Origin of the sequence: Actinomyces sp. HMSC075B09, assembly GCF_001812395.1 — a bacterium.
Taxonomy (GTDB): Bacteria; Actinomycetota; Actinomycetes; order Actinomycetales; family Actinomycetaceae; genus Gleimia; species Gleimia europaea.
Genome location: NZ_KV808743.1, coordinates 53,807 through 66,703, shown reverse-complemented (window position 1 = coordinate 66,703; position 12,897 = coordinate 53,807). Strand labels below are relative to the sequence as shown.

General features: G+C 55.6%; 11 protein-coding genes and 2 tRNA genes. 9 read left to right on the top strand and 4 right to left on the bottom strand.

What is annotated here, in order from left to right:
• Positions 1-3: 3 nt before the first annotated feature.
• Positions 4-2,283 (bottom strand): glycogen debranching protein GlgX, encoded by a 2,280-nt coding sequence (gene glgX, locus HMPREF2854_RS07825; protein ID WP_083309463.1) that lies wholly within the window; start codon positions 2,281-2,283, stop codon positions 4-6.
• A gap of 182 nt (positions 2,284-2,465) precedes the next feature.
• On the opposite strand from glgX, the gene HMPREF2854_RS07820 reads away from it, so the two are divergent.
• The 6 genes from HMPREF2854_RS07820 (at position 2,466) to HMPREF2854_RS07795 (ending at position 6,826) form a co-directional block, all read left to right on the top strand.
• A complete protein-coding gene (locus tag HMPREF2854_RS07820; RefSeq protein ID WP_070621139.1) occupies positions 2,466-3,254 on the top strand; it encodes an electron transfer flavoprotein subunit beta/FixA family protein in 789 nt (262 codons plus the stop codon).
• Positions 3,254-4,246: an electron transfer flavoprotein subunit alpha/FixB family protein gene (locus tag HMPREF2854_RS07815; protein ID WP_070621138.1), complete on the top strand. Its 993-nt coding sequence runs from the start codon at positions 3,254-3,256 to the stop codon at positions 4,244-4,246. The genes HMPREF2854_RS07820 and HMPREF2854_RS07815 overlap by 1 nt, the downstream gene beginning before the upstream one ends.
• A 6-nt stretch (positions 4,247-4,252) precedes the next feature.
• A complete protein-coding gene (gene mnmA / locus HMPREF2854_RS07810) occupies positions 4,253-5,398 on the top strand; it encodes a tRNA 2-thiouridine(34) synthase MnmA (RefSeq protein WP_070621137.1) in 1,146 nt (381 codons plus the stop codon).
• Between the two features lie 127 nt (positions 5,399-5,525).
• Positions 5,526-5,608, top strand: a tRNA-Leu gene (locus tag HMPREF2854_RS07805).
• Between the two features lie 115 nt (positions 5,609-5,723).
• Positions 5,724-6,296 (top strand): flavin reductase family protein, encoded by a 573-nt coding sequence (locus HMPREF2854_RS07800; RefSeq protein WP_083309462.1) that lies wholly within the window; start codon positions 5,724-5,726, stop codon positions 6,294-6,296.
• Between the two features lie 56 nt (positions 6,297-6,352).
• A complete protein-coding gene (locus HMPREF2854_RS07795) occupies positions 6,353-6,826 on the top strand; it encodes a peroxiredoxin (protein WP_070621136.1) in 474 nt (157 codons plus the stop codon).
• A gap of 25 nt (positions 6,827-6,851) precedes the next feature.
• Here HMPREF2854_RS07795 and HMPREF2854_RS07790 read toward each other — a convergent pair whose 3' ends face one another.
• Entirely contained in the window at positions 6,852-7,355 is a 504-nt protein-coding gene (locus HMPREF2854_RS07790; protein ID WP_052038866.1) for a hypothetical protein, read from the bottom strand.
• A gap of 46 nt (positions 7,356-7,401) precedes the next feature.
• Positions 7,402-7,474: transfer RNA gene (locus HMPREF2854_RS07785), tRNA-Lys, on the bottom strand.
• A gap of 260 nt (positions 7,475-7,734) precedes the next feature.
• Between HMPREF2854_RS07785 and HMPREF2854_RS07780 the strand changes: the two genes are divergently transcribed.
• On the top strand, positions 7,735-8,724 hold the full coding sequence (locus HMPREF2854_RS07780) for a DMT family transporter (RefSeq protein WP_083309461.1): 990 nt from the start codon (positions 7,735-7,737) through the stop codon (positions 8,722-8,724).
• A 66-nt stretch (positions 8,725-8,790) separates the two neighbouring features.
• On the opposite strand, the gene HMPREF2854_RS07775 is transcribed toward HMPREF2854_RS07780, so the two are convergent.
• A complete protein-coding gene (locus tag HMPREF2854_RS07775) occupies positions 8,791-9,492 on the bottom strand; it encodes a GntR family transcriptional regulator (protein WP_070621135.1) in 702 nt (233 codons plus the stop codon).
• Positions 9,493-9,601: 109 nt separating this feature from the next.
• Here HMPREF2854_RS07775 and HMPREF2854_RS07770 point away from each other — a divergent pair, with 109 nt between their 5' ends.
• Both HMPREF2854_RS07770 and HMPREF2854_RS07765 read left to right on the top strand, forming a co-directional pair.
• Positions 9,602-11,332, top strand: coding sequence for an alpha/beta fold hydrolase (locus tag HMPREF2854_RS07770; protein ID WP_070621134.1), 1,731 nt, complete (start codon positions 9,602-9,604; stop codon positions 11,330-11,332).
• Between the two features lie 11 nt (positions 11,333-11,343).
• Positions 11,344-12,744: a sugar porter family MFS transporter gene (locus HMPREF2854_RS07765; RefSeq protein ID WP_070621133.1), complete on the top strand. Its 1,401-nt coding sequence runs from the start codon at positions 11,344-11,346 to the stop codon at positions 12,742-12,744.
• Positions 12,745-12,897 lie beyond the last annotated feature (153 nt).

The window sequence follows — 12,897 nt, the reverse complement described above, 5'->3', positions numbered from 1 at the left end:
GCACTACTCGGACAGATAAATCTGCAGGGATTGTGGCTCTATGTGCACCATGGACCCGGGCTTTGCAATATCGCAACCGCTGTGGTCAGAAGCGCTGATAACCCCGCCTTCGCTCGGGTTTGTCCAAGACGAATCAAAAACAAGGCGGTAGTTGCGCCCCCGTCCCTTGGCAAGCATGACTGTTTTTGAGTTCAGTGTCGCGTTGAAAACCACAAGCATGTCGGAATCGTTACAGGGCGCACCTGTGCGCAGCATTTGGAGCGTACGGTGTTTAACCTTGTGCCAGTCTTCCGGCTTGAATCTGCGGTCGTTAGCCGTGTACCAAGACAGGTCGGCGATTTCGTCGCCACACCTCGTGCCCCCGGAGGCAAACGAGTTTGGTCGCATAACCGGGTGGTTAGCGCGCAGGGCAATCAGGTAGCGCACTGATTCAAGGAGGTCGTGCTGCCAAGAATCCATGTCCCAGTTGACCCACGAGATGGCGTTGTCCTGGCAGTAGGCGTTGTTGTTGCCCTGCTGGGTGCGTCCAATCTCGTCTCCGGCCGTGATCATGGGCGTGCCGGCTGAGATAAGGAGCGTAGCCATGAGGTTACGCATGGAGCGCTCGCGGGCGTAGAACACGGAATCCAGCATCCCCAGGGGAGTGTCTTGTTCCGCGTCAGAGGGACGCGGAATACGGTTCATGTGGCCTTCCACCCCGTGGTTCCACGAGAGGTTTTGGGACGTGCCGTCCATGTTGCCTTCGAGGTTGTCGAAGTTGTTCTTGTGGTTGTATGCGGTGAGGTCAGCCAGGGTGAAACCGTCGTGCGCGGTAATGAAGTTTACGGAGGAGCGAACGGGGCGCAGCCTGCCGAGCGTTTCGCCAAACAGGTCGGCCGAACCGGAGATGCGGGTTGCAAGCTCGTTGGGGCCTTGGCTTTGGCGGCCGGCTTCAAGGTTTGCAAAGTCGGCTAGCCAGAATGAGCGGATGGTGTCGCGGTAGCGGTCGTTCCATTCGGACCAGGGCAGGGGGAAGTTGCCGGTTTGCCAGCCTCCCGGGCCAATGTCCCACGGTTCGGCAATAATCTTTTGCTTATTGAGGACGGGGTCAGCTGCAAGGGCCATGAAGAACGGGTGATTGGATGCAAATCCGTGCGCGTGGCGGCCGAGCGTTGGAGCAAGATCGAAGCGGAACCCGTCAACTCCTACTTCTTCGGACCAGTATCGCAGGGAGTCGAGAGTGTGTTGGATGACGAGGGATTCGTCGAAGTTCACGGTGTTGCCACAACCCGTGTCATCAATCATCTGCGCGGGGCGTTCGTTGGTGTGACGGTAGTACAGTTGCTGGCCGAACCCGCGCCAGGAGATCATCTGACCGGGAAGCCCGCCCTCGCAGGTGTGGTTGTAGACCACGTCTAGGAGCACTTCGATGCCGTGTTCATGCAGGATTGAGACCATGCCGCGCACTTCATCTAGTACGGCTTGGGCGCCAAGCTGACGCGCTTGTTTGGTGGCGTAGCGAGGTTCGGGGGAGAAGTAGGAAAGAGTGGAGTATCCCCAGTAGTTGGAAAGCCCCTTGCCTTGGAGGAAGGGCTCGTTCCAGGAAGCGTGGATGGGAAGTAGTTCAACTGCGGTGACACCGAGCGCTTTGAGGTGCGCAATGGCGGCGGGATGGGCAAGGCCTGCGTAGGTGCCGCGAAGTTCGGCGGGGACGGCCTGCATTTGCTTAGTGAAGCCTTTGACGTGCAGCTCGTAGATAACGGATTCGTTCCACGGTGTGCGCGGCTTTGCAGATACCGCGAACTCGTTGGTTTGCACCACTATAGAACGCGCCATGTAGGCGGCAGAGTCGGTTTGAGACTGCTTGTAGGGAGTAGAGGACGGAAACATGTTGTCGTCTACTTCGTGCGCATGTATGGCGGGGCTCAGCACCACTTCGCCTTCGATGCCTTTGCCGTAGGGGTCCAGCAAAAGCTTGTTGGGGTTGAAAGTAGAGCCGCTTTCTGGATCCCACTTGCCGTCAACGCGGTATCCGTACACAGTGCCAACGCCGGCGCCCGGTAGGTGCGCGGACCAGATGCCACCTTCGTGGGGCGTCATGTCGTAGCGGGTTTCTTTGCTGTGGCGGGAGGCGTCAGCAAAAATGCATAGCTCAACGTTCTTCGCATCGGGAGCGGCTACGGCAAAATCGACGCCGCCTGCCACGGGTGTGGCTCCGAGGTTGGTGGGGTGCTGAATTGAGGGGGCGAGATCGCCCCTGCGCCCACAGTTTTCTCGGGCTGCGTGCGTTTGTTGCTGCGCCATTGTGATCCAACGTCTCCTTGTGAGTGGCTCTTAGCTTAGTTGCCACCTATTTCATATACCGCAAAGATGATACCCGCTCGCGGATAAACCTGCTCTTTCGTAGTGTTTGCACGCCCTTAAGGTTGGTCACAAGTGCATTTTGGATACGGCAACGTAGGGAAAATTGTGGCACTGTATTGGGTATGAGAGTTTTGGTCAGTATTAAGCATGTCCCCGATGTCATGTCTGAGCGCCGAATTGAAAATGGGCGTCTGGTTCGTGGCGAGGACGACACTCTAAATGAGCTTGATGAAAATGCGATCGAGGCGGCCGTAGCTGCTGTAGAAGAGCTTGGTGGCGAGGTCATTGCTGTGACTATGGGGCCAGAGGACGCCGAGGATTCGGCGATGCTCGCACTGCAAAAAGGTGCGGATCGCGCGATTGTTGTAACTGATGATCGTTTGGCTGGTTCTGATGCGATTGGTACCGCACAGGTTCTTGCGGCTGTGGCCCGCAAGCTCGCACAGGAGGAACCGATTGACCTCTTTATTACGGGTATGGCTAGCTTGGACGGTATGACGTCGATGGTTCCAGCGGCTGTGGCTGCTGGTTTAGGTTGGCCCTATATTTCGCTTGCGTCTGAGCTTTCTATTGAAGAGGGCGCCGTGCAGGCTGTTCGCCACGCGGATGGTTTCACGGACACGTTGCGCTGTGGTTTGCCTGCTGTGGTTTCGGTGACGGACCAGGTAAATGAGCCGCGTTTCCCGAATTTCAAGGACATGCGCGCGGCGCGGAAGAAGCCGTTGGACGTGTGGTCGCTTGATGATATTGACGATGTAGCTGATCCGGATGCCATGGTGATCGGCAAGCAGGGTGCGGGCACGATGGTGCTGGAGGCTAGTGAACAGTCAGAGCGCGCGGCCGGCGAGGTTGTGTCTGGCGTAGGTGGCGGCCTAAAGCTGGCTGAGTACATTGAGAAGGTGTTGAAGTAGTGGAGAAGATTTCAGCTCCGATCCTGGTGATCACGGATCATACGGGGAACATTGATGAAGGTTTTGTACTGACGGAACCGTCTAAGCAGTTGCTTACGTTGGCGGGTTCGCTCACTTCTGGTCGTATTGACGCGATTGCGCTCAATCCTGCTCCGCAGGTCTCTGAGCTTGGTAAGTATGGCGTGGCGCGCGTCTTTACCCCTGATTTGGAGGGCTTTTCGCCGCGCGTAGCAGCAGTTGTGACGGATGCAGCGTTTGAGGTGGCGCGCCAGGAGGCCCAGTACGCTGCGGTGCTTAACGTTTCGAATTATCGCGGCCGGGAAGTAGCGGCAGCTCTAGCGGTTCGCTTGGGATCGGGCGCGGTTGTAGACGTGACATCTTGCGGCATTGTGGATGGTCAGATTGAGGCGCAAAAGAGCGTCCTGGCCGGCACGTGGTCTACGAAGTTCAAGGTTACGCGAGGCACTCCTGTTATCGGTTTGCGCCCGTCCGCGGTGGAGGCCCAGGAAGTTGGCACTGCCACTGAACCTGAAATTGTTCCTATCAAGGTCGCGTACTCACAGCCTGCTGTTGGCGTTAAGGTCGTGGATTCGATTGAGGAGGGCGGCCAGGGCCGCGTGTCTTTGACAGAGGCCCCGATTGTGGTTTGTGGCGGTCGCGGCACAGACGGCGATTTCTCGCTGGTGAATGAGCTTGCGGATGCACTTGACGCGGCGGTGGGTTCCACCCGCGTGGCGGCGGATGAAGGGTGGATCGATCGCTCCACGCAGATTGGTCAAACAGGCGTGAGCGTTGCTCCTAACTTGTACATCGGCCTCGGCGTTTCCGGAGCGGTGCACCACGCGTGCGGTATCCAGGCATCCCGTCATATCGTGGCGGTCTGTGATGATCCGGATGCCCCGATTTTCGAGATTGCCGATTTCGGTGTTGTGGGTGACATTAATGAGGTTGTGCCCGAGGCGCTTGCTGCGCTGAGGCAGAAGGGTTTGTAGGCGCGTATGAAGGTTATTGCAGCGCTTTCTGGCGGTGTTGATTCGGCTGTTGCTGCCGCGCGTGCGGTAGAAGCGGGCTATGACGTCACCGGCGTGCATATGGCTTTGAAAACCGAGGGGGATAGCTGCGCTGGCTCGCGTGGTTGCGCTAACCCGCAAGATCGTGCGGATGCGGCAAGGACGTGCGAGTTGCTGGGGATCCCGTTCGAGGTTTGGGACCTGGCCGACGAGTTTGAAGAGAACGTGATTTCAGATTTCGTAGAGCAATACCGCATTGGCCGCACACCTAACCCGTGCGTGCGTTGCAACGAGTTTGTGAAGTTCCGTGAGCTCACGGTCCGCGCCCGCGAGCGGGGTTACGACGCGGTTGTGACGGGCCACTATGCGCGTGCGGAGAAGCACGGAGATCACTATGAATTGTTGCGAGCGCGGGACGTGTCAAAGGATCAGTCTTACGTTCTTGCAGTGATGGGAGAAGAAGAGATCTCGCGCGTCATCTTTCCCTTGGGGGAGATGCCTTCCAAGGCGGCAGTGAGGGCGGAAGCGCAGGCACGCGGCCTGGAAGTGTCTAATAAGCCGGACTCGTTTGATATTTGTTTCATTCCCGATGGTGATACGCAGGGATTTTTGCGCCGTCGCCTTGGTGAATCTGCGGGCGAGATTGTGGATACGGACGGGAATGTGCTCGGTGAGCACCGTGGCTACTTTGAGTACACGGTTGGCCAGCGTAAGGGGCTTGGTATTGATCGGCCGGCTGTGGATGGACGTCCCCGTTACGTTTTGGGAACGCGTCCGGACGTGAATCAGGTTGTGGTGGGCCCGTCGGAGTTGCTGAGTGTAGACGTTGTTATCACTACCGATTTGACCTGGGATGCTAGCGACGATGAGGGTGACGTGCGCACAACTCAAGCGCAGCCCCTCGGTACGGATGATGACGAGTGTCTTTACGCACAGATGCGCGCGCATGGCAGGCCTGCTCCAATTCAGAGGTTGGAGCGTTTCGAAGACGGGTTGCGGGTGACGCTCGCGGAGTCTGTGCGCGGTATTGCGCCGGGACAGACGCTGGTGCTCTATCGCGGTAATCGGGTGCTTGCGCAGTCGATTATTGATGGAACGCAGCGCCTGGATAGACCCGCTGTGGCAGCGGGTTAACGCGGACTTCGCGCGGCTGAAATGCCGCGCTTTGAACGACGCGGCGGGAAGAGCAAGCTGCGGGGTGTAGATCACGTTGGCTTGATTTGACGAGTCTGGCCTCACGCCTGGTATGCTTTTTCCTGTTGCCCGAGTGGCGGAATTGGTAGACGCGCCAGATTTAGGTTCTGGTGTCCTAGCGACGTGGGGGTTCAAGTCCCTTCTCGGGCACGTTTCAGCTCCGGCTTATGTCCGGGGCTTTTCTTTTCCCCGCCACCTTGTAACCGGGTGGCTACCCAACCATGTAGCCTGTGTGGGTAGGAGCTGCTACGGATGGGGGAGTTACGTGGAACGCGTCGTTTTTAAGCCGGAAGATGAAGCGCCGGTTGATGGCTATAAGCTTGCAATGAGTTTAGTTGTTCCGCGCCCTATCACGTGGGTGGCAACGTTTAACGAGGATGGGTCTGCAAACCTCGCCCCGTATGCTCTATTTTCTGTGGTTTGTACGGATCCTTTGATGTTCCAGTTCACTTCGCGCGCTCCGAATGATTCCTATCGCAACGCCAAGCGCGAGGGGGCTTTCACGGTGCATATTGCGAGTGTGGATCACAAGCCACAGGTTGCGATGACGTCCAAGGAGTTGCCCGCCGGGGTATCTGAGGCAGACGCGGTGGGTATGACGTGGAAGAAGGCTCCGAACGTGAACGCGCCAATGCTGGATGACGCGCGCGTTGCAGTTGAGTGCGAGGTCCACTCATTCGTAGAGGTAGAAACGGCGATTCTTACCGTTGGCAAGGTGAAGGCGATTCATACGGACAGTCAAATTATGGCCGAGGACGGCATGGTTGCTTTCGCGAAGTTGAACCCGCTGTCTAAGCTGGGCCGGGCCCAGTGGGGACGTACTGAGGATTTCGTATAGCGGCCAGATCTGGCTTTCAACGCGCTCGTTGCGCTGGCTTTGTGCACAATGGAGGCATGACACGTTTTGAGGTGGGCCAGGTGGCCCCAGATTTTGAACTTGATTCGACCGAAGGCACAATCAGCCTGTACGACCAGCTTGAAAAGGCCGCAAAGGGCGTAGTCGTCTACTTTTATCCGCGCGCTTCCACGCCGGGCTGTACCACGCAGGCCTGCGATTTTCGCGATAGCCTGTCTTCTTTGAAGTCTTGTGGTTACACGGTGATTGGCGTGAGCCCGGATAAGATGCCGGCCCTGGAGAAGTTCCGCGATAAGCAAGGATTGAACTTCCCGTTGGCGTCGGACCCTGACAAGAGCGTCATGGAGCCGTGGGGTGCATTTGGAGAGAAGAAGAACTACGGCAAGCTAGTGCGCGGCGTTATCCGTTCCACCGTGGTGATTGGCAAGGATAAGAAGGTTACTCACGCGATGTATAACGTTCGCGCGAAGGGTCACGTGGCTCGTCTGCGCAGCGAACTTGGCTGTGAGTAGTTTGCTGTAGGAGTTGCCGGGCTACCTAGCGGTGCTTGCGGGCGAGGAGTTCGGCAACTCGTACGGCGCTTCGTACCTCGCGCCCCTGCTGCAACCATTTGGCGGGGGAGAGCCCCTCTAGCTCGGGGTGTGCGGATATGAACCAGCGGCCGATCTCAACGGTGCTGATGGCTCCATCAAGGCGGCCCAGAACCTCGGGTAGGCCGTTTACGATTTGGAAGTTAGACGTGAGTTGCCAGGTGGGGTACATCCACGAGCCGTTGCCCTCGCGGACACCAAAAATGCGGCACTCTTTAACGGCTTTGTTTACGGCTTGACGCGAAATGCCCATCCAATCAACGAGGTCTGCCGTGGAGCACACGGGGCCAACCGCGTCGGTGATCGATTTGCGGGGGCCGGTGAGAGATTTTACGAGGCGGGTTACTTGCTCGATAACCTCGTCGTTAATCTGGGTTTTCTTTCGCGAGGCTAGTTGCGCACGAACAGCATTAATCAGGCGCTCTTCATCGGATGTTAAACGACGCACCATAGATTGCTCTCAGTGAAGACGGAAATGCTGATGGGGATATGTAAAGTGCGCCGTGAGGGAATCGAACCCCCAACCCGCTGGTTAAGAGCCAGCTGCTCTGCCAATTGAGCTAACGGCGCATGTTGCCAAGAACGCTCTTGAATGCAACTTGAAAATCATAACACTGGCGAAGTTGAAAATACAAACGCGCAAAGTGCGATCTTGGGAACACCGCCAAACGAAAAACTGCGCAAAATAACTCAAAATATGAACTGGAGAAGTTTGAAGTGTAAGACGAAGTCGCGCGGCTTGGCTACTTTGAAGGGGTTATTTTATGCCCGCTAAGTTGGATATAATCACTTAGTCGTTAGTGTTTTCTGCGATGAGTTGAAGGGAAGCTGTGTTGAGGCAGGGTGAAAACAGGTTAGAAACAGCAACTACAACTTTTATGGGACTTAACTGGGATTCCGGTGAAAAGTTCTGGTGGCGAGGATTCGATTCAGAAAAGATTGCCACTGTGCTTGCTGTCTTGGCCTTTGTTTTTATTACTGCCGTGTGGGGCTCTACTTTCTTCCTGATTAAGGATCTTGTGAGCGCTGTTCCGCCGCTGGATTTTCTGGGAACGCGTTTCGCTATTGCCGCAGTTGTGGTATTGGCGGTGCGCTATCGTGCTCTGAAAAAGGTCTCGAAGGATCTTTGGGGCAAGGGAATGTTGCTTGGAGCGATCTTCATGCTTGGCCAGTTGTTCCAGGTGGTTGGTCTGCAGTACACGGACGCCTCTGTGTCTGGATTTATTACCGGCATGTATGTGGTTCTTACTCCCGTCGTTTTGATGCTCATGTTTGGGGTGCAGATCCCTCGGGCAACGTGGGGGTGCATTGCGATCGCCACGGGTGGTTTGATGGTGCTGACGTTGGATGGTCTGGCGGTTGGCTTTGGCGAGCTTTTGACGTTGCTCGGCGCTCTCATGTTCACCCTCCACATCGTGGTGTTAGGACACTGGACCAGTAAGGAGAACGCACTCGACCTGACGGTGATTCAGCTGATTAGTATGGGCGCCCTCGGGTTCCTATTTGCTTTGCCCGGTGGTGTTACGTTGCCTTCTACTGCGGGACAGTGGGCCTCACTGCTTTATATGGCGTTTGTGGCAAGCTTGCTTGCGTTGTTCTTGCAAACTTGGGCGCAGGCGCATATTAATCCAACCTCAACCGCGATTATCTTCACGTTGGAACCGTTGTTCGCCGCAGCCTTCGCGGTGGCGTTCGGCGGCGAAAGCCTGACCTTCCGGTTGATCTTGGGCGGGACCTTGATTGTTGCGGCTATGGCTGGAGCTGAACTTTTGCCGCTACGCATCCAGCGCAGACGCGAGGCTGCGCTGGTAGAGGCTTAACCGGTTAAGGACGGAAGTGTAGGTTCACTGCGCCGGCGATAACTTTGGCCAGCGTCTACGTAACTTCTAGAGGGTGATTTCGATGTGCTCGCCCAGGAACTTGCTTGTGATCTCCGCGCACGTTTTCCCTGCTTCGTCGAGAAAAGAGGTCTCAAGAGCTAGCAGGGGCGCTGGTTCGGCGATATGTAGTTGTTCGGCTTCAAGTTTGTTAGACATGGTTGCACGAATGGTCTGCGACGTTGTTATCTCTCGTTTAGGTTCCCAATGGTCGCCTAAAAGAAGCTCGCTGAGGTTTTGAGATAAATCAAGTCCGAGTATGCCTGGGAAGACGTCGCCGCTAACAATTCCAACCTCTATGCCCACGAGTTTTGTATGGTTCTCGTCAAGGTAGTGAGAGCGCTGGATGCGCGCAATAAAAGGTTCTTCAGTGGTATTCAAGAGCTTCCGTTCAGTGTCGTCCGCCTTCTGTAGTAGTGCGGAGACAAGTCTGGGATAAGTGAGGAGTGTAGCTGAAGCATTCCAACTGTTCTCCGCGGCCAGAGGAGACGTGTTGGGCGTTGATTTGGGGTCTGTTACGAAGGTGCCCCGTCCGGGAATACCAACTGTTAGACCGTCTTGATTAAGCAGCATGAGCGCGCGACGGACGGTCATTGGGGAAACGTTGAATGAAGAGGCGAGTTTGACTTCGCTGTCCAATCGCTCGCCAGGGTTCATCTTTGCGATGCGCTCCAATAGAGCGTCGTAGACCTTCGCGTATTTTGGTTCCATTAGGAGGCCTCCGATAAATCAGTGCTTGACAGCCAGTATACAGCGCCCTAGGGTGGTTTGTATCACCCTAGGGCGCTGGTGCCCTTGTTTCTCGATTAAGGAAATCTTGATGGCTAATCACGGAATATCGTATTCGGTATCGGGCCGCGAGGTTAAGGGCGTTATCGTCGCTTTGCATGGCGTGACCGATAACGCCGCGTCTTTGTCCGACATTTCTCAGCATTGGAAAGACGAGTGGAAAATATACCTGCTTGACACCCTTGGACATGGTTTATCGCGACATTTCTTCGATGCCGAACTGGCTGATCCTTTTAAGGCCATCGTCGCTGAAATTCGTTCAGTTGTAGTGGAGGCAGCCAGGCAGAGCACAAGTCGCAAGGTCGTGCTCATGGGGCACTCTCTAGGCGGGGCGGTTGCTTCCGTGATCGCTCGTGATGTTCCAGAAATAGTCCAGGCGCTAGTGCTCGAGGATCCCGCGCTTCTAACGGACGAGCAGTGGGAGCTGTACCGTAAGGCAGCAGATGGGTTGGTTAAACGTCAAGAATTGGTCACGGAGCACGTCGGTGAGGCCATCACTGAACTCATGAAGGTGTATACGGCGTGGCCGGCGTCAGAATATGGTGCGTGGGCTCAAGGGAAGACACAGGTGGATCGCCGTTTTGCCGCCACCGGTGTCGTTGGAATGCGCGGTCGCGACGTGCTTAAGGAACTCAAGGTTCCCACGCTTTTGGTTACGGGAGATAAAGATGATGTGCTCTTCGGCAAAGAGGGGCTTTCAGAGCTTGAGAACCTGGGAAGCTCTCAGATCAGCTCGGTGCTGATTTCCGACGCTTCACATACTGTTCGTAGGGATCAACCTGAAGAGTTTTATCGCCTTGTGGGCTCATTCCTCGATCGCTACGCAAAGTCCGGGCCTCTGCCTGAGCCCTACATTGCGCTGGAACTGAAAGATGTTATTGAAGCGACCCCGAAGCAAAATACTGATGACTATCTGACCATGCGTCAACGCGGCGAAGAGCTTTTGTCTGACGTGTCTCCTGCGGAAGGTGTTGAAGTCGATGAGGTTGTGCTCGACAGTGGGGAGCAGACAGATAATGACAGTTTCGTGTTGCGATGTCTGAGACGTGCGGGTAATCCGCGATCTGTTGTTCTCTCAATTCATGGCGGTGGGTACATAGCTGGGGCTGCCCGTTACGATGATGCTCGCAATAGTGAGCTGATTGATGTATTTGATGGTGCGGTTGTCGCTAGCCCGGACTATCGCTTGGCGCCAGAGCACCCATGGCCGGCTGCGGCTCTAGATTGCCTCAGTTCTTTGCGCTATCTTGCGCAAACCTATCCGAAAATACCGCTCTATGTTTACGGCGATTCGGCCGGCGCAGGTTTGGCGCAGCAGGCTCTAGCACTGGGGGCAGAACAGGGGATGGTCGCGAATGTCGATCGAATTGTTTTGCTAGAGCCGTGCCTCGAACCGGGTATGGTTACGAAGTCTTTCGACACCTATCAGGATGGTCCAATCTGGACACGCGCTGCTTCAACGTCAGCATGGCGTCATTATCTGGGTGATCCGACCACCGTCCCGCCTTATGTGCCTTCGCGGGAAGTAGCAGCGAAGATGCCTCCGGCTCTCATCGTTGTCAATCCTGCCGATCCTCTTCGGGACGAAGGCGTGCGTTTCGCCCAGGATTTAGCCGATGCGGGCATTCCCGTGGAGTTGCATATGTTCCCGGGTACTTTTCATGGTGCGCTCTCCGTGCCAAACACCGTTACGTGGACGCGGGTTAAGGAAACAATACGTTCTTTTCTTGCCACACCAATTAGCTCACACTCAAGCCTTTGAAAGGAACTCTTATGAGCAAGAACAATAGACTCCTGCAGATTGCTGGAGCGGCCGCGCTCGGCGGCTTCTTATTCGGCTTTGACGTAGCCGTTATTAATGGGGCGATAGGATCCGTTTCGGGAGCCGACACCGGGTTCTCTCTAGCGTCGTGGCAGACGGGCTTAGTTGTCTCAATCGTGAGCTTGGGCGCTGCCGTTGGTGCTGCTATCGCGGGCGGAATTGCGAACCGCATCGGGCGTGTCAAAGTCATGGTTACCGCAGCGGTTCTGTTCGCTATCTCTGCTCTAATGAGTGGTTTGTCGTTCAGCTTCGAAGCATTGACGTGGTGGCGCCTATTGGGTGGCCTGGGTGTGGGTATCTCGGCGGTAATCGCTCCTGCGTACATTGCTGAAATCGCACCTGCGGATAAGCGTGGAAGGCTTGGAACATTACAGCAGCTGGCAATCGCTTTCGGTATCTTCGGTGCTTTTATTACGAATTTCATTTTGGTTAAAGTGACCGGTTCGGCCGACGCAGTTGCTTGGTTTGGGCTACATACTTGGAGATGGATGTTCATCAGTGAGCTAATTCCTGCTTTGCTGTATGGCTTCTTCGTTCTTTCGTTGCCGGAATCTCCGCGTTATCTCGTCTCAATCGGAGAAGAAGACCACGCCGAAAAGATAATCGCTTCGGTTGGTTCAGATTCGGACCCCAAGGGGCGCATCGCTGAGATTCGTGCTTCGCTTTCGGGTCACCGGCCGAGGTTTGCTGACCTACGTGACGACAAATATGGCCTGCGCCCCGTGGTTTGGATCGCACTCGCTTTTGCGTTCCTAATTCAGATGGCTGGAATCAATAACGTTTTGCTCTATGCAACAGACCTGTGGACGACTGTAGGGTTCACTGGAAATCTATCTGTCTTTATTCCTGTCCTGACCTCAGTCATTGGCATCATTATGACCTTGATTGGCATGGCGGTGATTGACAGGATCGGACGTCGTCCGCTTTTGCTCTGGGGAGCGGTTGGCATGTTCGTTTCCATGCTCGTAGCTGCTATCACCTTCACTCAGGGAACCACCACCGACACGGGCGCACTCAACCTGACGGGAGCTTGGGCATTCGTCGCCCTTGTTAGTGTTCATCTCGTTTACATCATTTTCTGTGGTACCTGGGGCGTGGTCCTCTGGGTGTTCCTCGGAGAGATCTTCCCGAACCAGATTCGAACCGCTGGCTTGGGACTGGCAACCGCAGGAAACTGGATTGGTGGAACACTAATCACCTTCCTGTTCCCGGTCACCAAGGAATACATCGGCCTATCCGGTACTTACTTCTCGTATGCGGTCGTGGGCGCGATCTTGATCTGGCTGGTTGTTAAACATATTCCAGAAACGAAGGGTGTCGAACTCGAAGACATGACCTACAACTTGAAGTAGCTAATGGCTCTCGAGTGTTGAGCTACTATCTGGGCCGGTCTTGGCGTTTTACGAAGACCGGCCCAGATAAGTTTCGACAGCGGGCAGTAAAAAACCCCGACCGGAGTCGGGGAAATTTGGTGCGCCGTGAGGGAATCGAACCCCCAACCCGCT